The 18,885-nt window shown below is 60.6% G+C and carries 17 protein-coding genes; 10 read left to right on the plus strand and 7 right to left on the minus strand.

From position 1 onward, the window contains the following. Nucleotides 1–39: 39 nt before the first annotated feature. On the minus strand, nucleotides 40–1,011 hold the full coding sequence (locus PY650_RS16175) for a substrate-binding domain-containing protein (protein WP_285880420.1): 972 nt from the start codon (nucleotides 1,009–1,011) through the stop codon (nucleotides 40–42). Between the two features lie 113 nt (nucleotides 1,012–1,124). Beyond that, entirely contained in the window at nucleotides 1,125–2,027 is a 903-nt protein-coding gene (locus tag PY650_RS16180) for a LysR family transcriptional regulator (protein ID WP_285880400.1), read from the minus strand. A 136-nt stretch (nucleotides 2,028–2,163) separates the two neighbouring features. Between PY650_RS16180 and PY650_RS16185 the strand changes: the two genes are divergently transcribed. The 3 genes from PY650_RS16185 (at nucleotide 2,164) to PY650_RS16195 (ending at nucleotide 6,396) form a co-directional block, all read left to right on the plus strand. Further along, the gene (locus PY650_RS16185) at nucleotides 2,164–3,336 is read left to right on the plus strand and encodes an HlyD family secretion protein (protein WP_285880401.1); all 1,173 of its coding nucleotides are present in this window, start codon (nucleotides 2,164–2,166) and stop codon (nucleotides 3,334–3,336) included. Between the two features lie 144 nt (nucleotides 3,337–3,480). Further along, nucleotides 3,481–5,097 (plus strand): MDR family MFS transporter, encoded by a 1,617-nt coding sequence (locus PY650_RS16190; protein WP_285880402.1) that lies wholly within the window; start codon nucleotides 3,481–3,483, stop codon nucleotides 5,095–5,097. Between the two features lie 33 nt (nucleotides 5,098–5,130). Then, the gene (locus tag PY650_RS16195) at nucleotides 5,131–6,396 is read left to right on the plus strand and encodes an adenylate/guanylate cyclase domain-containing protein (protein ID WP_285880403.1); all 1,266 of its coding nucleotides are present in this window, start codon (nucleotides 5,131–5,133) and stop codon (nucleotides 6,394–6,396) included. 103 nt (nucleotides 6,397–6,499) lie between these two features. Here the strand turns inward: PY650_RS16195 and PY650_RS16200 are convergent, their stop codons facing one another. Beyond that, nucleotides 6,500–7,441, minus strand: coding sequence for a GlxA family transcriptional regulator (locus tag PY650_RS16200; RefSeq protein ID WP_285880404.1), 942 nt, complete (start codon nucleotides 7,439–7,441; stop codon nucleotides 6,500–6,502). 129 nt (nucleotides 7,442–7,570) lie between these two features. On the opposite strand from PY650_RS16200, the gene PY650_RS16205 reads away from it, so the two are divergent. The 4 genes from PY650_RS16205 to PY650_RS16220 all read left to right on the plus strand — a co-directional run bounded on the left by PY650_RS16205 (nucleotide 7,571) and on the right by PY650_RS16220 (nucleotide 10,847). After that, entirely contained in the window at nucleotides 7,571–8,368 is a 798-nt protein-coding gene (locus PY650_RS16205) for an SDR family NAD(P)-dependent oxidoreductase (RefSeq protein WP_285880405.1), read from the plus strand. A 401-nt stretch (nucleotides 8,369–8,769) separates the two neighbouring features. Continuing rightward, on the plus strand, nucleotides 8,770–9,513 hold the full coding sequence (locus PY650_RS16210; protein ID WP_285880421.1) for a helix-turn-helix domain-containing protein: 744 nt from the start codon (nucleotides 8,770–8,772) through the stop codon (nucleotides 9,511–9,513). After that, nucleotides 9,507–9,677, plus strand: a complete 171-nt coding sequence (locus PY650_RS16215; protein ID WP_285880406.1) for a hypothetical protein — start codon at nucleotides 9,507–9,509, stop codon at nucleotides 9,675–9,677. The genes PY650_RS16210 and PY650_RS16215 overlap by 7 nt, the downstream gene beginning before the upstream one ends. 249 nt (nucleotides 9,678–9,926) lie before the next feature. Continuing rightward, nucleotides 9,927–10,847: a 3-hydroxyacyl-CoA dehydrogenase gene (locus PY650_RS16220; RefSeq protein ID WP_285880407.1), complete on the plus strand. Its 921-nt coding sequence runs from the start codon at nucleotides 9,927–9,929 to the stop codon at nucleotides 10,845–10,847. A 203-nt stretch (nucleotides 10,848–11,050) separates the two neighbouring features. On the opposite strand, the gene PY650_RS16225 is transcribed toward PY650_RS16220, so the two are convergent. From PY650_RS16225 to PY650_RS16235, 3 genes are all read right to left on the minus strand, one after another. Beyond that, complete coding sequence (locus PY650_RS16225; RefSeq protein ID WP_285880409.1) at nucleotides 11,051–12,637, minus strand: aldehyde dehydrogenase (NADP(+)); 1,587 nt, start codon at nucleotides 12,635–12,637, stop codon at nucleotides 11,051–11,053. Between the two features lie 159 nt (nucleotides 12,638–12,796). Then, nucleotides 12,797–13,573, minus strand: coding sequence for an SDR family oxidoreductase (locus PY650_RS16230; RefSeq protein WP_285880410.1), 777 nt, complete (start codon nucleotides 13,571–13,573; stop codon nucleotides 12,797–12,799). Nucleotides 13,574–13,601: 28 nt separating this feature from the next. Further along, a complete protein-coding gene (locus PY650_RS16235) occupies nucleotides 13,602–14,516 on the minus strand; it encodes an aldose 1-epimerase (RefSeq protein ID WP_285880411.1) in 915 nt (304 codons plus the stop codon). A gap of 143 nt (nucleotides 14,517–14,659) precedes the next feature. On the opposite strand from PY650_RS16235, the gene PY650_RS16240 reads away from it, so the two are divergent. Together PY650_RS16240 and PY650_RS16245 are read left to right on the plus strand one after the other, a co-directional pair. Continuing rightward, complete coding sequence (locus PY650_RS16240) at nucleotides 14,660–15,424, plus strand: FadR/GntR family transcriptional regulator (protein WP_285880422.1); 765 nt, start codon at nucleotides 14,660–14,662, stop codon at nucleotides 15,422–15,424. 71 nt (nucleotides 15,425–15,495) lie between these two features. Next, entirely contained in the window at nucleotides 15,496–17,010 is a 1,515-nt protein-coding gene (locus PY650_RS16245) for a mechanosensitive ion channel family protein (protein ID WP_285880413.1), read from the plus strand. Here the strand turns inward: PY650_RS16245 and PY650_RS16250 are convergent. Further along, the gene (locus PY650_RS16250) at nucleotides 17,007–18,539 is read right to left on the minus strand and encodes a S10 family peptidase (protein ID WP_285880414.1); all 1,533 of its coding nucleotides are present in this window, start codon (nucleotides 18,537–18,539) and stop codon (nucleotides 17,007–17,009) included. The two genes, PY650_RS16245 and PY650_RS16250, sit on opposite strands and share 4 nt — an antisense overlap. Nucleotides 18,540–18,792: 253 nt before the next feature. On the opposite strand from PY650_RS16250, the gene PY650_RS16255 reads away from it, so the two are divergent. Beyond that, on the plus strand, nucleotides 18,793–18,885 hold a 93-nt coding region (locus PY650_RS16255), incomplete at its 3' end, for a MerR family DNA-binding transcriptional regulator (protein ID WP_285880423.1).

Below are 18,885 nucleotides of genomic sequence, written 5' to 3' on the forward strand. Positions count from 1 at the left end.
AGAGGCGGCGTTTCCGTTTGCTGGCACACTGGAGCAATTTCAGAGATCGCGGACCGTTCCGCCGGGCCGCAGCCGATAGGGTACGGTCAGGTGACGCGACGGCGCGGCGTTCTCTGCCATGTCGAGCAACAGAGAGGCCGCGGCCGCGCCCATCGTCACTTCCGGTATCTCCACCGTCGTCAACGAAACCTCCATGAGCAGGCCGAGGGAGATGCCGTCGAAACCGGCCACGGAGATATCACGGGGGATCGCGAGCCCCTGGCGTCGCAGCGCCCCCATGACACCGATTGCCAGGAGATCGTTGGAGGCTATGACCGCTGTCGGTTTAAGGCGCGACACGACATCCGAGAGGTCGAGCTGGTCCAGGCTGTTGACGAAGGAAATCTCCAAGGGCTCGAAAGGCGGATAGCCGGCCGCCTCCATCGCCCTGATGTATCCGAAATAGCGCTGCCTGGCTCGATCCGACGCCGCAAAATGACCGGCGATGAACAGGATACGGCTATGACCCTTGCGCAGCAGATAATCGGTCAGATCCCGGCCGGCGCCGAAATTGTCGGTCGAAACGGCGGCGGTGAAGCGTGCCGTCGGCAGATTGCCGAGCAGCACGGTCGGCGGCAGAGCGGAAGAAAGAGCGGGGCTATGTTCAGGGTCGCAGACCGTGAGGATGAGACCGGTCGGCTGTTGCTGGAGCAGCGATGCGACGGCATCGGCCTCCTGCGCCGGATCATAATTCGATTGCGCGATCAGCACGCTGTGCCCCGCATGCATGGCCCGGCTCTGGATGCTTGAGAGCGAGGACGCGAAGATCGGATTGGTGATGCTGGGAATGAGCACGCCGATCGCCGGCCGCCGATTGCTGGCGCGGCCGCTGGTGCGGTAGCCGATTTCGGCCGCGGCGCGACGCACGCGGCGCACCATCTCGTCGCTGACCGGGCCATTGCGGTTCAACACCCGGCTGGCAGTCGCAACCGAGCAGCCGGCACGAAAGGCGACTTGCTGGAGCGTCGACATGATCTCACGCACCTCCGGCTTCAGGTCCGGCAGCAACGAAAACAGATCGAGCACCAGGGTAGCCGGCTATTTATCCGAGGTCCGTGACAGTTATTTGAAGGAACCTTGTCGCCTCAGCTCATCCATTTCCGATGTTCGACAAAGCGCTCCGCGACCAGATCGATGAATATCCGTGTTTTCGTCGGCAAATAGGTGCGGTTGGGATAGATCGCGTTGATGGAGAATTCCGCAGGCTTATAGTCCGGCAACAGGCGCGCCAAAGCGCCGGAAACCACATCGTCCATGATTACAAAGCTAGGCGCGAGGAAAATCCCCTGACCGTTCTGCGCCAAATAGCGCAAGGTGTCGGCACTCGTCGTGACGATATTGCCTCCGACCTTGACGCTCACCTGTTCCCCTGCCTCGTTGAAAAAGCGCCAGTCGTCGCCATAGGGATAGTATGAGTAGCGCAGGCAATTGTGGCTTGCGAGATCGGCAGGCGTCGTCACGGCCGGATGTGTCCGGATATAGTTCGGCGAGCAGACGAGCACGTGCCGCCAGGGCGTCAGCCGTCGCGCCACGAGGCTCGAATCGGCCGGCATCGTCGTGCGGATGGCGAGATCGAAGCCCTCCTCGATTAGATCGATCATCCGCTCGCCGATGCTCAAGTCAACGCTCACGGACGGATAGAGGCTCAAATACTCGCTGATAACAGGTGACAGGAAGCGGGTAATATGCGTGCTGGTATAGAATTTCAGCGTACCTCGCGGCGTCGAGGTCGCCGCACCCGCGGCGCTGTCGGCCTCCTCTAGATCGGCGAGAATCTGGCTCGAGCGCTCATAATAAAGCTTACCGGTTTCGGTGAGGCTCACCTTGCGCGTGGTGCGGTTCAGCAGCCGGACGCCGAGCCGATCCTCCAATGATTGTATATGGTTGCCGACCATGGTGACCGACATGTTGAGACGTCTAGCGGCTGCCGAAAACCCACCGCATTCCACCACGCGCCCAAACACCTGGAGGCTCGTCAGCCTGTCCATATTGTCCCTCGATTATCCGCTCTGAGTTGATGATCCTTCCCAATTTAAGCACATTATCACGCGGCGCGTCTCGGCGCATTCTCCAGCCAACGAAACACGGACCTCCGGACAGAGGTCGAGATCATGGAGACAGACAATGGTTGAGTTGCCGCGCAAGGAGCAGTTTCAGACCGTCTTGGAAGCAGACGTGAAAACCCCTGCCGTCGCCGAGGCGCCTGCTACGGGAACCTCTAGCGCTGAAGCCCCGAAGTCTAAGTCGGGCCGCAAGATCGTCAAGCGCACGATCATCGCCGCAGCGATGCTCGCCGGCGCCGCCTTCATCGGCGACTATGGCTATCACTACTGGACGACCGGCCGCTTCATCGAATCGACCGACGATGCCTATGTGAAGGCCGACTACACCACCATTGCTCCGAAGGTTTCGGGCTACATCGCCGAGGTGCTGGTCAACGATAACGATCACGTCAAGGCGGGCCAGCCACTTGCCCGCATCGACGACCGCGATTATCGCTCGGCGCTGACCCAGGCCCAAGCCGACGTCAAAGCCGCCGGGGCCGCCATAACCAACCTCGATGCGCAGATCGCCCTGCAACAATCCGTCATCGACCAGGCCAAGGCGACCATCGTTGCCTCACAGGCTTCGCTGACCTTCGCCGAAGAAGACTCTCAGCGCTCGCAGAACCTGATCCGCAATGGCGCCGGCACGACGCAGCGCGCCGAGCAGAGCCAGTCCGCCCGAGACCAGGCCGCAGCCAACCTTCAGCGCAATCAGGCAGCTCTCATCGCCGAACAGAAGAAGATCACGGTCCTTCAGACCCAGTACGACCAAGCCGTCGCCCAGCGCGATCGCAGCGCCGCCGCCGCCCATCAGGCTGAGTTGAACCTTTCCTACACCGAGATTGTCGCCCCGATCGACGGCACGGTCGGCGCCCGTACGCTGCGCGTCGGCCAATTCGTCACCGCAGGCACGCAGCTTATGGCCGTCGTTCCGCTCAATGCAGTCTACGTTCTCGCCAATTTCAAGGAAACGCAACTCACTTATGTTCGGCCCGGCCAACCGGTCGATATCAAGGTCGACAGTTTCCCGGACGCCGAGATCAAGGGCCACGTCAATAGCGTATCGCCGGCGAGCGGCCTGGAATTCTCTTTGCTGCCCCCGGACAACGCAACCGGCAACTTCACCAAGATCGTCCAGCGCATTCCAGTCAAGATCACGCTCGATGATGCAAGCCTTGCCGGCCTGCTACGCTCGGGCATGTCGGTCGAACCCGACATCGACACCAAGGCCGCCGTTTACGGCCAGCATTGAAGCATGATCTGATCCACTTTTCGGATCAGATCAAGACATGAAGGATTATCCAGCCAGACTGGATGATCCTTCCCTTCCTTCCTCGATTATCACTCGGTCCTACACATGAGACTGTCTCTTCCAGAGAGCCAGAGGAGAAACGTCATGGCCACGCTTCAGATCGCCGCAAACAGCAACTCCTCCGCAAAGCCCGCAGCCGCTGCCGGCGGCGCGGTCAGCATGAGCCCGCTTAGGATGTGGACGGCCGTCATCGGCTCCACGCTTGGCGCCTTCATGGCGGTCCTGAACATCCAGATCGTCAACGCCTCCCTTGCCGACATTCAGGGAGCGATCGGTGCCGGCACAGACGATGGCGGCTGGATTTCCACCTCCTACCTGATCGCAGAGATCGTCGTCATTCCTCTAACCGGCTGGCTCGCCCGCGTCTTCTCGGTGCGCACCTATCTCCTGGTCAACGCCATCCTGTTCCTCATCTTCTCGGTTGCCTGCGCTTTCGCGGCGAACCTGCAGCAGATGATCATCCTGCGCGCCATCCAAGGCTTCTCCGGCGGCGTGCTGATCCCGATGGCCTTTACCATCATCATCACGCTATTGCCCAAGGCCAAGCAGCCGATCGGGCTCGCCCTCTTCGCACTGTCGGCCACCTTCGCGCCGGCGATCGGCCCGACGATCGGCGGCTATCTCACCGAAAATTGGGGCTGGGAATATATCTTCTACGTCAACCTCGTACCCGGCGTGGTTATGGTCGGCATGCTCTGGGCTTCGCTCGACCGCGCGCCAATGAACCTCGGCTTACTGGCCAAGGGCGACTGGCCTGGCATCATTACAATGGCGATCGGCCTCGCTTCGCTACAGACTGTGTTGGAAGAAGGCAATAAGGACGATTGGTTCGGCTCGCCCTTCATTACCCGCCTGTCGATCATCGCCGCCGTTTCGCTGACCCTGTTTCTGATCATCGAGCTGCGCGCCGCCCATCCGCTCCTGAACCTGCGCCTGCTAGCGCGCCGCAACTTCGGCTTCGGTATTGTCGCCAATTTCCTGCTCGGCATCGCGCTCTACGGTTCGGTCTTCATCCTGCCGATCTATCTCACTCGCATTCAGGGCTATAATTCCGAGCAAATCGGCATGGTGCTCGCTTGGACCGGCATCCCGCAGCTACTGTTGATCCCGCTGGTTCCACGCCTGATGAAGCGCATCGACCTTCGCGTCATGATCATGGGCGGCTTCGCCCTCTTCGCCGCCTCGAACTTCATGAACATCTACATGACGGCAGACTATGCTAGCGACCAGCTGTTCTGGCCGAACATCGTCCGCGCCATCGGCCAGGCCCTTGTCTTCACACCGCTGTCGGCCATCGCCACCTCGGGCATCGAAAAGGAAAACGCCGGTTCCGCCTCGTCGCTCTTCAACATGATGCGCAACCTCGGCGGCGCCGTCGGCATCGCCATGCTGCAGACTTTCGCCCAGAAGCGTGAGCAGTTCCATTCGAACATCCTGACAGATTCCGTCTCGGTCTTCGGTGAAGCTACCCGCATCCGGATCGCGCAACTGACAACCTACTTCATGAACCATGGAGTTTCCGACATGGCGACCGCCAAGCATAAGGCCATCGTCGCCGTCGCGCTGCGCTTGCGGCAACAGGCCAATATCATGGCCTATAGCGACACCTTCTATCTCCTCGGCGTCGCTCTCGTCGCCGCGCTCATCGCCAGCCTCTTGCTCAAGAAACCCGGCCATATCGAAGGCGGCGGCGCTCACTAAGCGCCGCTCCCTCCCTCGTCTCAGGAGATGACCATGACCATCGCCAAAACCCGCCAGCCTGCAACTTCATTGTCAGATCTTCTCGATATCGAGCATCGCGTCCCCGAACCGGGGGCCATCAGCCCGGCGGCCATCCTCGCTCTCATCGAATGGCTCTCGGGCGACGAGGCCCACGCGCTGGATGAGGCCAGCCTGACCTTCGGCCTGGGCCGCCGTTTAAGAAGCCTCGGCCTTCCAGTCGACCAGCTGACCTTGCATCTCATGACCCTGCATCCGGAGATTGTCGGCCGCTCCGTCGCTTGGTCGCCGAACGAACCAATACAAATCCGGGACCGCGAGCACGGGACCATTACCCAGACATTCCTTCACAGCGCGCTTTGGAAGGCCATGAATATCCGCGATATCGTCATCGCCGGCCGGGGCGACGTCGGCGACCAATGGGAACAGCTCGATGTATTTGCCGGCCGTGATCTGGTGGAACTGATGATCGTCCCGCTCTGCAATGCCGACGGGCCGGTCAGCGCCGCTTCTTTCGGCACCAAACGTCCGGGTGGCTTCACAGTCTCGGAGCGGCAGGTGATCGAACGGATCATGCCGTCGCTGCGCAATGCCTGCGAGATCCGGACACTGCGGCAGGTCGAGCTCAGCCTGCTCGACACCTATATCGGTCCGATGACGGCGCAACGCATCCTCGCCGGCCAGATCCGCAAGGGCGAGATCGAGACCATGGAGGCCGCGCTCATGCTCTGTGACCTCCGTCGCTTCACCGAGCTTTCCAATCGCCTGCCCGGAGAGCGGGTGCTAGAGCTGCTCAACGTCTATTTCGACGCCGTCGTGCCGGCTATTGCTCGCGAAGGCGGCGAAGTGCTCAAATTCATGGGCGATGCCGTTCTCGCCGTCTTTCCCAGCTATGACGCAACCCGCTCAAGCGCTGCCGCACTCACCTCCGCCAAAGCCATCCTCACCCGCCTCGAGAAGCTGCATTTCTCCGATGCCCGGCTGCAGGCCGGCATCGCGCTGCACTACGGCGAGGTCAGTTACGGCAATATCGGCTCCGGCCGTCGCCTGGATTTTACCGTCATCGGCCCCGACGTCAATCTTGTGAGCCGGATACAGGGTGTTTGCAGCGATAGCGGCGAGCCGCTGCTGATGTCGCGGGATTTTGCAACGATGCTCAGCCGTCAAGAGAGCTTTTCGATCGGCAGCCGGTTCATCAAGGGATTTGACGAAGAGATCGAGCTGTTTGCGCTGGCATCAATCTCTCCCCTTGCGGGGGAGAAAGCAAAATCAGCATCTTAGCTTTAGCGAAGTGTTACAATTTGCAAAGAGAGGAGGTCGGCAGGGATTGAGGGGCGCGGTAGCCTCCACACTGCCGACCCATCAGCACCAATACTAACCGATCCTAGAACTCTACAGGCTGCGCATTCCGTCGTATCGCCTGTGGCGGCTGTCCGAAAGCCCGTAGAAAGGCCCGCCGCATGCGCTCGCGGTCGGCGAAGCCAGTTTCCCGCGCCACAACGTCGATCGAGTGCCGCCCCTCCTCCATCATCAGCCGCGCCGCCTCGACGCGCAGGTTTTCCACCGCCTTGGCCGGTGACTGGCCCGTCTCCGAACGGAAAGCCCGGCTGAACTGCCGAGGGCTCAAATGTGCGGCTTCGGCGAGCTGTTCCACCGATAGCGGCGTGCGCAGATTGCGTTTGGCATAGCCGAGCGCACTCTGTATCCGGTCGGATTTCGGGTCCATCTCCAGAAGTGCTGAAAACTGCGACTGGCCGCCGGCGCGGCGGTGATAAACGACAAGTTTCTTCGCCACCGCACGCGCCAGATCGATGCCATGATCCTTTTCAACCATGGCCAAGGCCAGATCGACGCCGGCCGTCATGCCGGCAGAGGTCCAGATCGAACCGTCGATGATGAATATGCGATCCTCCTCCATCTTGATCTTGGGAAACCGCTTCTGGATATCGCGGGCCACGATCCAATGAGTCGTCGCCCGCCGCCCATCGAGTAGGCCGGCATGGGCGAGGAAATAGGCGCCGGTACAGATGGAGGCGAGGCGACGCGAGCGCGTCGATGCCTCTTTCATGAACAGCCGTTCCCCTGCGGTCGGCACAGTTTCCCCAGGCGCGCCGCTGACAATCAGCGTGTCGAACGTCGGATCATTAAACGCCTGAGTTTCCACCGCCAAGCCGAGCGAACTCATGATTTTTCCGCCGGTCTCGGAGATATAGAGCGTCTCGTAGATCGGCTCCTTGACTTCGAGATTGGCGAATTCAAACACCGAGGCCGCGGCCAGGCTCATGACCTGAAAGCCGGGAAACAAAAGAAAGGCGACGCGTTGCATAGCCGAAATCTCCACAGTGTCCTAAAAGGTGGTATATATGACATTTAAGACGAGAACAAGCCGGGCTATAAATCTCCTCAAGCGAACGGCGGATGCCGACGCTCCGAACCGAAACGATGGAGACAGACAATGTTTAGCGAAGACAAAGGCACCGCACTCGTCACCGGCGCATCCACCGGCATCGGCGCACTCTACGCGCACCGTCTTGCCAAGCGTGGCTATGACCTGATCCTGGTCGCCCGCAATCGCGATCGCCTGACGACGCTTGCCCAGCGCCTTGCCGCCGAAACCGGCCGCACGGTCGAAATCATTGCGGCCGATCTCAACGAAAGGGCCGATCTCGCTCGCATCGAACAAACCCTGCGCAGCGATGCCAGCATTACTCTGCTGGTCAACAATGCCGGCGTTGGTGGCACGGCCCCGCTGCTCGCCTCCGACATCGACAAGATGGAACAGATGATCAACCTCAACGTCACGGCACTGACGCGGCTGACCTATGCGGCCGTTCCCGGCTTCGTCGCCCGCGGCAGCGGCGCGATCATCAACATCGCCTCAATCGTTGCCGTAGCGCCTGAAGTTCTGAACGGCGTCTATGGTGGCAGCAAGGCCTTCGTCCTCGCCTTCAGCCAATCGCTGAAGCACGAGCTGGCCGACAAGAACGTCAAGGTCCAGGTCGTACTGCCGGGCGCCACCGCCACAGACTTCTGGGGCATCGCCGGCACGCCGGTTGAGCATTTGCCGAACGAAATCGTCATGTCGGCGGAAGATCTGGTCGACTCCGCGCTTGCCGGTTTTGACCAGGGCGAATTTGCGACCGTGCCTGCCCTTGCCGATATTGCTCAGTGGAATGCTTACGAAGGCGCCCGCCAGGCCATGATGCCCAACCTGTCGCGCACCAAGCCAGCGGAACGCTATAAAGTCGCCTAAGGCGCTGAAAAAGCGCGCTTTATGAAATGAGATGTGTCAGCGTTTCCTTGCGTGAGGCGCTGGCAGATGCTTTCTATAAGCAATAGGGTATTTACATCATATCTGGATTCAAATCGCTGTTTTCGCGCTACACTATCTAGGATAGTGTTCCAAAAATTGATAATCGTCGCTGGCATCGGTCTCTGGAGGGGGCCGGCTGTTGTGAGGCTTGGGGCGTAGCAACGATGCATCATGGTGTGGGGTCCGAAGACTATTTCAGGCTGAGCGCGCCGGTGTGTGCGTTCGAAGCCGTCCTTTCCAAAAACGGAATTAACCTGGACTGTCCCGAGACAGTTACGGGCCCCACGCGCGAGGCCGGTTTTGTGCTCGGCCTGCAGCGTCAGGAACCAGCCTTGGACCGGGTGAAACTCGGCGAATACTTTGTTCCCGTCATTCCCTTCCCGCATGGTACGATCGGGCTCGCCAGCCTTATCCTCGATCCGCCCAGTCAGGCGCATCGCGAGGAAACGACCAGCATTTATCTGTCACGCCGGACCTTCGACCAGATCGCCGATACGCTCGGCACCGACCGCATCGCCGACCTTCCGCTCGCGCCCGGTATCGCCACCGGCGACACCGTCATCGAAAACCTGTTTTCCTGCCTGATCCCGGCCATCGAACAACCGGACCAGACGAGTGCATTGTTCATCGATCACGTCGGCAAAGCCTTCAATGCCCATATCGCTCAGCGCTACGGCCGAATGCAGATGGCGCGACCCGCTGTGATTGGCGGCCTGACGCCCTGGCAGTTGCGCCGTGCTCGCGACACGATCAATGCCCGGCTGGATCAGGATCTATCCCTCGCGCAGCTTGCTAGCAATTGCGGCCTTTCCACCAGCCATTTCGCCCGGGCCTTCGCCCGCAGCATGGGCATCCCGCCGCATCGCTGGGTGACGCAGCGCCGCGTCGACCGCGCCAAAGAGTTGATGCTGCAGGGGACGCCTCTTGCCGAGATCGCGCTGATGTGTGGTTTCTCCGACCAAAGCCACCTGACACGCGTTTTCTCGCAATCCGTCGGCCTCACGCCGGGACGATGGCGGGATTGGCAGATGTCAGCCGCCTTCGATGTCGAACCGATCGCGATGGGAGAGGCGGACCCATGCTGACCACCGTCAAGGAGCCCTTGCTTGATCGGCGTTATGGCATCAACAATCCGCCGACGCTGATCTCCACACTCGCTGGTTCCGAGTCCGTCGCCTTCAACAGCTTGCATGTGGATTCGGCGCAACTCACCGCTCTCCAGAACCTAAACAAACCAGTGCATAGCTGATTAAAGCTACGCAGCCGCCTTGTTGTCTGGTTCCTGCTTCCCGCGCAAGTCCACGACTTGCAATGGAATGTTCGCTGCGACAGCGCCAGTTCGGCCTTGACCGAACCGCAGCAAGAACAGGTCTTGCTCTTGATTCTTTGCTGCACTGCAGCAGATCCTCAGCAGGAATGACGAAAGATGCTGTCATCAAGCGATGTCATCATCTTCCCGCGACGACCCCGCAGATCCGACCTTTGAAAGGGTGCTCTCATGTCAGAAGCAGAAGTACGGACGCCTGCCGCCTCTCCTGGAAAGACCGAACGGCTTTTTTTCCTCGATATCAACGATGGGCGAATTATCTCTTCCGCCATCGACGGAAGCGACCTTAAGCTGATCATCCAGCGCCCGAACCGCAGTCCGGACGGCATCCTCGTCGACAGCGACAATGGCTGGCTTTACTGGACGGAAATGGGAACCGACTACAATGCCCATGACGGTTCAATTGAGCGCATCGATCTCGATGGCAGCAATCATGTGACGTTGATTGCGCCCGGCAGCACGCTGGTGACGCCGAAGCAGATCCAGATCGACAGCGATGGTGGCAAGCTCTACTGGTGCGACCGCGAAGGCATGCGCGTAATGCGCGCCAATATCGACGGCTCAGACATCGAAACCCTCGTCCAGAACGGCGACAGCCCGGCCGACAGCGCCGATATCGAACGCTGGTGCGTCGGCATCGCACTCGACCTGCCGCGCAAGCAGGTCTATTGGACGCAGAAGGGGCCGCCGGATGCCGGTCTTGGACGCATCTTCCGTGCCGGCATCAATATTCCCGCGGGCGAGACGGCAACGAAGCGCAGTGATATCGAGACCCTGCTCGACAAGCTACCGGAACCGATCGACCTCGAACTCGATCTTGCCGCTCGCACAATCTACTGGACGGACCGCGGCAATCTTCCGCGCGGCAATACCGTCAACCGCGCCAGCATGGACAATATCGCCGCGAGCTCCGAGGTCGTCCTTGATGGTCTCGACGAAGGCATCGGCCTTTCGCTCGACCTGCCAAACAACCGCATGTTCTTCACCGACATCGGCGGCAATCTCTATTCGGCAAGCCTCGACGGCGCCGGCGCGCGCGAGCTGCTGCACCATGCCGGCTCGTTTACGGGAATCGTCTACGCGGTGGTTTGAGTTTTTAGCCGAGGGTTGCCCCCCACCCTAGCCCTCTCCCCGTTTTTGCCGGGGAGGGGGAACGAATTCTGCGCTCACTCCCAATTGCGCAATTGAAGGGAAGGCTGTGGGTGCGTCTAACTAACCCCCTCTCCCGCGAGCGGGGAGAGGGGGGCCGCCGTTCGATAAAAACTCAGGAGGCCGGATGAGGGGCTTCTCAGCCCTCAATTGCCCTTGCGCACACCATCCATCAAATGTGGCAGCGACCTAACACCCTCGTCCTGCAATTCCACGGGCAGCAGGCCTTCGGGCAAGTCCTGATAGGACACTGGACGCAGGAAGCGGCGGATGGCGAGCGTGCCGACCGACGTGGTGCGGCTGTCCGAGGTCGCCGGGAACGGGCCGCCATGCACCATGGCGTGGCTGACCTCAACACCGGTCGGCCAACCATTGGCAAGGATGCGGCCGACTTTGCGCTCCAACACCGGCAGCAGCTTCGCGGCAATTGCATAATCGCCCGCATCGACCTGCAGAGTTGCGGTGAGCTGGCCCTCGAGCTTTTCGGCAACCGCAATCATCTGGTCGATGTCCTTGCAGCGCACGAGCAGACCGCTGGCACCAAAAACCTCATGGCCGAGCCGCTCGTCGGCAAGGAATTCCTCGACATCGGTCTCGAAGAAGGCGCCGGGGCTGCGGTTGACGCCTTCAGCCGGAGCGCCGCGTGCGATCGTCTTCACCGCATCATGGCCGGCAAGGGCTGCAACGCCATTGTCGAAGGCCGCATGGATGCCGGGCGTCAGCATCGGCGCCGGCACGCTGCCGGTAAGCGCGGCACTGGCCGTAGCCACGAAACGATCGAGATCGGGACTATCGATGGCAAAAAGCAGCCCGGGGTTGGTGCAGAACTGACCGGCACCCATCGTCAGCGAACCGACAAAACCGGTACCGATTGCTTCCGCGCGGGCCTCAAGGGCTGCCGGGAACAGGAAGACTGGGTTGACGCTGCTCATTTCGGCATAGACCGGAATCGGCTCCGGCCGGGCCGCCGCGATCGCGCCGAGCGCCAGGCCGCCGCCACGCGAGCCGGTGAAGCCGACCGCCTTGATATGCGGATTGCGCACCAGAGCGGCGCCGGTCTCGTTCGCGCCGGTCAGGAGCGAGAAAGCTCCTTCCGGCAGGCCGCAGGCCACGACGGCGGCGCGAATGGCGCGCCCGACCAGTTCACCAGTACCCGGATGCGCAAGATGACCCTTGACGACAACAGGGCAACCGGCCGCCAATGCCGAGGCGGTATCACCACCGGCAACCGAGAAGGCGAGTGGGAAGTTGCTGGCGCCGAAGACGGCGACGGGGCCAAGCGGAATCTGGCGCAGGCGCAGATCCGGACGCGGCAGCGGCTTGCGGTCCGGCAAGGCCGGGTCGACACGCAGGTCGAGCCATTCGCCGGAGCGAACGACTTGCGCGAACAACCGGAGCTGGCCGACGGTGCGGGCGCGCTCGCCCTGCAGGCGGGCAGCCGGCAGGCCGGTCTCTTCGCTCGCACGTTCGATCAGCGCATCGCCTATCCCCAGGATGTTGGTCGCGATCGTCTCCAGGAAGGTCGCGCGGGCTTCCGGGCTGGTGGCGCGATAGGTATCGAATGCCTGGCCCGCGAGCTCGCAAGCGCGGGCAACGTCCGCCTCGCTGGCGATGGCGAAGGCTGGTTCCAGGTTCGCGCCGGTCGCCGGGTTGATGGCGCGCACAGATTTGTTGTCGCCGGCCGAATCCGCGCCGATCAGCAAATCGCCGCTAATCACAAAAGACTGTGTCATGAGTATTCCTTGATGATGCCAGGACGCTGGGAGGTGCGCCCATCAGGAGCAGATAGCAAGATGGAATGACAAATGTAAGATGATAATCGTCATCTAAATATCAAGGCTTATCCGGGGAGATAAGACGGCTGCGAACTTTTGCACCGAAACGTTCCGAAATCAAGGATGCTGCTGAACGCTTAAGCCTCCGTCGATGGTCAGGGTGGCGGCATTCATAAAGGGGCACTCATCGGAAATCATGAAGACGGCGGCGAGCGCGATCTCTTCCGGCGTCGCGATGCGGCGGCCCGGATGCAACCTCATCGTCTCGGCCTTGGCGGCTTCCGGATCGGCAAAGCTGTTCCAATAATCGATCACCTTCTGCGTCGAGACATAGCCCGGCGCCAACGCATTCACCCTGACACCCTTGGCCGCATATTCGAGCCCCAGCGATTTCGTCATGCCGAGCAGCGCATGTTTGGCAAGCGGATAGGGAAAAGTATGCGGGATGATGGTGAAAGCATGGGTGGAGGCAATATTGAGGATCGCACCGCCGCCCTCGGAGACGATGCCCGGTAGCACCGCCTTGCTGCAATTCCACGCGCCCTTGAGATTGATATCGAAACAGCGCTGCCACTCTTCGTCGGTCGTTGCCAGCGGCTCGGAGAAAACATTGACCCCGGCATTATTGATCAGCGCATTGAGCCGGCCGATTTCGGCGCCTGCCTGCGCCACGACAGCCTCGATCTTTGCGGCATCGGCGATGTCCGCAGCCGTATAGCCGAGCACCGCGCCCGCGGCCTTCAGCGCTTCGGCCTCCCGCGCCAACAACGGGCCATCCATGTCGATAAGGAATAGTCGCGCCCCTTCCGCGACGCAGGCCTTGGCGATTGCCAGGCCGATGCCCTGTGCCGCGCCGGTGATCAGGATGCGCTTGCCGGAGAGACGGTCGGCCATGAGAGTCCTTTCTTGAATTTAAGAGCCGCTAGGCGATCGCTTCCGGATGCAATTGCAGGCTGACTGTCATCCGCTCGCCTGGCTCCAGTATAGTGAGATTGCCGAGATCAGGCAGGTTATGGCCGTTAGCCAGATGCGACATCGGTTCGAAACAGAAATAGTCGCGCCGAAAATCCGGATCGAAACCGTTATCTGAGACGAAGATGAAATAGTGCCTGAGCCGCTCGTCCGCCGTCAGACGAAGGCGCATCCGATGTTCGGGCCAGGCGATTTCCGCAAAGCCGTTCCACCCTTCGAAGCCGTTGTTGATCCAGCGGTGCGGCAACACGCGTGCCGTTGCGAAATCCAGGTCGCTGGGGATGTCCGCGGCCTCCCCCGCCAGCCAGCCCTCCACTTCCGTCCAGTATCTCTTCGCCGGCGCGTTGAGCGTCGTGGTCGGTGTCATCGGAAAGTAGGGATGCCAACCCAAGCCGAAAGGAAGTGCCTCCGGCCCAAGGTTTCTGACTTGGAGATTAATGTCAAAACGATCATCATAAATGATGAAGCGCTGCCGCGCTTCATAGGCGTAAGGTGTGCCGCGGCCTTCATGCGAGAAGCTGAATTCCGCCTCGTTGCCGTATTGGCTCAGAACAGCCCATTCCGATTGCCAGCCCTCGCCATGCACATAATGAGGATCCCAAGGCGTATTGGGCTCGAATGCATAGTCCTTGCCGCGGAAGGTAAAGCGATTGCCCTTGACCCTGTTGCCGAATGGAACGAGCGGATAGCAACCGCAGGAATGCGCGTCGGCGTCATCCGAGGGTGCTTCTCGCAACAATGGTGCGCGCATGCCGTCCCTCTCCCACCAGAGGCCGAGCACGATACCGCCACGCGTGGAAAGCCTAGCGGTCAGGCTGCTGCTCTTGAGCTCCACCACCGTCACCAGCCATTGTCCTCCGTTCACATTGGCCAACCGAGCGGGGGACGGTAGATTTCATCATATTTATTGTCAATATAGGTAGGATTTATATACAGTCGCTTGGGGATGGCTACGCTGGTGATCGCTTTGGCGATTGCAGGAGGCGCGCGATGGATCGGGGAGACGGCATGGCCAGCGGCAATACGGGGGATAAGTTGACCACGGCGATGCCCGGGCTTACGGAGAGGGGCAAGCGCAGCGTCCGCGAAGCACTGCTGCAACGCCTCATCGACAAGATCATCTCCGGCGAAATAGTCGAAGGGTCGACGCTACCAAACGAGGCGGAACTGACGGAGCAATTCGGCGTCAGCCGCACCAGCCTGCGCGAGGCCATGCAATATCTGGCGGCGCTCGGCATGATCCGTTCGCGCACCCGGGCCGGCACTACAGTGCTGCCGCGGGAAAACTGGAACTATCTCGATCCGCTCGTTCTCGACGCCACCCTACGGCTCGGCAACGACGACCGCTTTCACGCCTCGCTGATTGAGGCCCGTCAATTGCTGGAGCCGGCCGCCGCTGCCCAGGCCGCCGCCAACGCCAATGCTCATCATCTCTTCCGCATATCGAAGGCCTTCGAGGAGATGGTAGAGGCCAATGCCCGCGACAACGAGGCCTGGAGCCGTGCCGATCTCGAATTCCACACCGCGATCATCCGCGCCAGTGGCAATTGGGTCTATCTGCAATTCGCCACCGCCATCCGCGCGGCGCTGCTCGCCAGCTTCCGACTGACCAACCGCGCCAGCCAATCACATGAACAGGCGATCGCGATGCACCAGGACGTGCTGGAAGCGATCCGCATGCGCCGCCCCGATGAGGCCCGCAGTGCCATGGAGCGCCTGATCGGCGTTGCCCGCGACGAGATTTCGGATGCGCTCAAGAAAGCCCGAACCTAGCCATATGGTATTGCGGCCGAGTTCATGCCAATTTACCGCCCATCCGAAAGACTGAACGCGGCCAAGTTCTTATGTCCATTACGCTCCTCGCCGATCCGATCGTCCAGTTCTGCATCCTGGTGGTGGTAGGCACTTTCATCAGCCGATTCGTGCTTCGCCATCGGCGCGCCGGGCGATTGATTGGACAGATTACCTTTTTCATCAGCCTGACCGCGCTGTTGCTGTATCACGGCATCGTGCCTTATGAGCCCAGTCCGTCGCAGCCACAGGACACGGTGCAGCTGCGTATCTTCATCGGTTTCGCCAAGATCGTCTGGTGGGTCAACGGCGCCTGGGTGCTGATCGCCTTCGTGCGCCTGTTCCTGATCTTCGAGCGCAAGCCGCGCGAAGCCCGCCTGCTGCAAGATCTGGTCGTCGGCATCATCTACCTAGGAGCGGCTCTCTCCGTCGTCGCCGATGTCTTCAGCGTACCCATAGGCACGCTGATTGCGACCTCAGGCGTCTTCGCGATCATCCTCGGTCTCGCGTTGCAAAGCACGCTTAGCGATGTCTTCTCCGGCATCGCGCTGAACCTTGGCAGACCCTATTCCGTGGGCGATTGGGTGGTGCTCGACAATGACGTCCAGGGCCGTGTCGTCGAAACCAACTGGCGCGCCACGCATCTGCTGAGCGGCACAAACGACCTCGTCGTCATCCCGAACAGCGCTCTTGCCAAGACCCGGATCACTAATCTGTCAAGCCCGGACGAAAGCCACGGCGTCACCATCACCGTTCGCGTCCAGCCGACCACGCAGCCGAACGTCATCGTCGGGGTGATGCGCGATGTGCTGATCAGTTGCAACACGATCCAGAAGACGCCCGAGCCCAGCGTGATGATCGATTCGATCGACGGACAGGCGGTCGAATTGCAACTATACTTCCGCGTCCCCGACATATCGCAGACGATGGCGGCCAAGAATGAGATCTACGATCTCATCTACCGTCACACGAAAGCGGGTGGGCTGAAACTCGCAAGTCCACCCGAGGCGATCATAGCGCCGCCGGATACGCAAACAGAGACGGTAACCGCCGCCCAACATCCCGGTACAGCGTGGCGGCTGCTCAACAATGTCCCTCTGTTCTCGTCACTGACCGAGGACGAGAAGGAACATCTGGCATCGCATATGCAGCGCCGCACCTATCCCAAGGATGCTATCATCGTCGAACAGGATTCGCGGTTGCGCGCACTGACCATCGTACGCTCAGGTGTCGTCAGCATCACCCGCAGGGAGGCACAGCGGCAGATCGAACTGACGCGGCTTGCTCCCGGCGACTATTTCGGCGAAGGCGGTCTGCTGATGGGAGCCGTGGAAGTCGGCACGGTCCAGGCGCTCACCTTTGTCGTAACCTACGAGATTGGCGAGGCTTGCCTGGCACCGCTTTTGCACGACCGACCGTCCATGGCCGACGAGCTGGGGACCATCATGTCGAAGCGCATCGAAGCCGAACGCCATCTCTTCGGCACCAGCGATATATTGGTCAATGGCGCTCCGATCGGTTCCTTGACCTCCCGTATCAGGCATCTGTTTCAGCTGCAGCACGACTAATTCGACTGCACGGCAGGTGCTGCCACCGGCTGCGCCGTGAAAAACGCCTTGGCATCTGCGGTGAATTGCTCGCGCGACGTCGGCCGCGTGTAGAACATATGCCCACCACGATAGAGTTTCAGCGCAATCCGGTCGGCAAAGGCCGGCGGCAGGTGATCAAGCACATATTTGGTGACGCCGAAGGGAACGATGAGGTCGCTATAGCCCTGCGCTACCAGGAGACGGAAGGAAGGGACGAGGGTCAGCATTTCCTTGATGTCGTCCGTCCCGCTTGCATGCAGGCGAGAGCCACCGTTGCGGCCGCCCCAGTTCCAGTGCTCGTTCACGGAACTCGACAGCAGATTGTAGGTCATATCGGTATGAAAGCCGAGTTCGTCGCGCGCATAGCTAGAGAAGGCCCCACCATAGGCACGCACGAAGCCATCGAGGATAGGGTCGTCGCTGCGGCCGGCCTCCGATTCGGGATAGGGATCTGGCGCGAGGAACGAGGCGTCGTAGGAACTGACGATATCGGCACCGTCGCCATCGGAATGTTTCTGATATACCCCGCCGAGAAAGCCCTGGTTCTTGGCGACGACATCTTCGGGAATGCCGGTCAGCTTGGCAACGCGATCATAGAAAACGCGACCGGCATCGCCGGTCGGGGGCTTGCCTGCAAGCGTGGGCAGATATTCGTTCAGCGCAAATTTTTCGGCATCCTGAACCCCCTGCTCATTGAAGGCGTTTTTCCGCTCCAGTTCGGCGGCGGCCAGTGACGGCAATTCAAGTGCAGCACCAAGCGCAAGATCATTCGCCCCGAACACAAGCCGCCCTTCGATCAGCGGCGACAGCATGACGATACCGGAAATCAGGATGCCTTGATCCTGCCGCAGGCTGGTAGCCACTTTCGCCGCGCGCAGGCCGCCGTAGCTTTCTCCGAGAATAAATTTCGGCGAGTCGGCGCGTCCGTTGTGGGCAACATAAAGCGCGATCGCCTTGGCAAGGCTCTCCGCATCCCCACGCATGTTATAGAATTCATTGGCATCATCCGCCTTGGCCGTGCGGCTCCAGCCGGTGCCTATCGGATCGATCAGGACAAGATCGGTGAAATTCAGCCAGCTATGGGGATTATCGACCAGCTTTGCATTGGCCCCGTCGCGACCGCTCGGACCGAAATCGAGAACGCGGGGTCCAACCAATCCCAGGCTGAGAAAGGCCGAGGCAGCGCCCGGCCCGCCATTGAAGACGAAGGTGATCGGCCTGCCGGCGTCCCTGTTCTTGGCGACATAGGCGGTATAGAAGATCGCCGCGTTGCGCTCGCCGTCTTGCCCGAAGAGGTTGAGCGTGCCTGCCGTCGCCGTATAGGGAATGCTTTTGCCATCGGCATTCAGAACATGGTCGCTGACGGCATCTGATGGCAACAGGGAGAGAACGCTTCCACCGCCCCCGACGCCGGCAGAGCGGCCCTGCTCCGGCGGCGCAGCAAAGGCTAGCGTCGAGACGAGGGAAAAGACCAGCGCAAGGCTTGGAACGATCTTGCGAAAAGACATGCGTATGCGACCTCCATCGGCCCCGCCATCGGTGCCCTTGCCTCGGATACTATTCCACCAACGGCAAAAGCGCGAATTCAAGAGATGTTGATCGCCGATCCGGCTGTCACATTCCTATGAAAGGGAATTGCCATTGAGCGCCTGTCGGCCATTTGCCAGAGTGCCGCTTCGGGGAACGAACACTCAAACCAAGACCCCAAGGGTTAGAACAATTCGCTTGCAATCTTAGTGAATCTATGTATATCCATCCAAAATGGGGAGATTTGTGAGCATAGGCGAAGCGGCGGAAGTTTTGGGCGTGTCGATCACGACATTGCGCCGATGGGAAGCTGAAGGCCGTCTGGTG

The sequence above is a fragment of the Martinezella calliandrae genome, assembly GCF_030272695.1.
Classification (GTDB): Bacteria; Pseudomonadota; Alphaproteobacteria; order Rhizobiales; family Rhizobiaceae; genus Rhizobium; species Rhizobium calliandrae.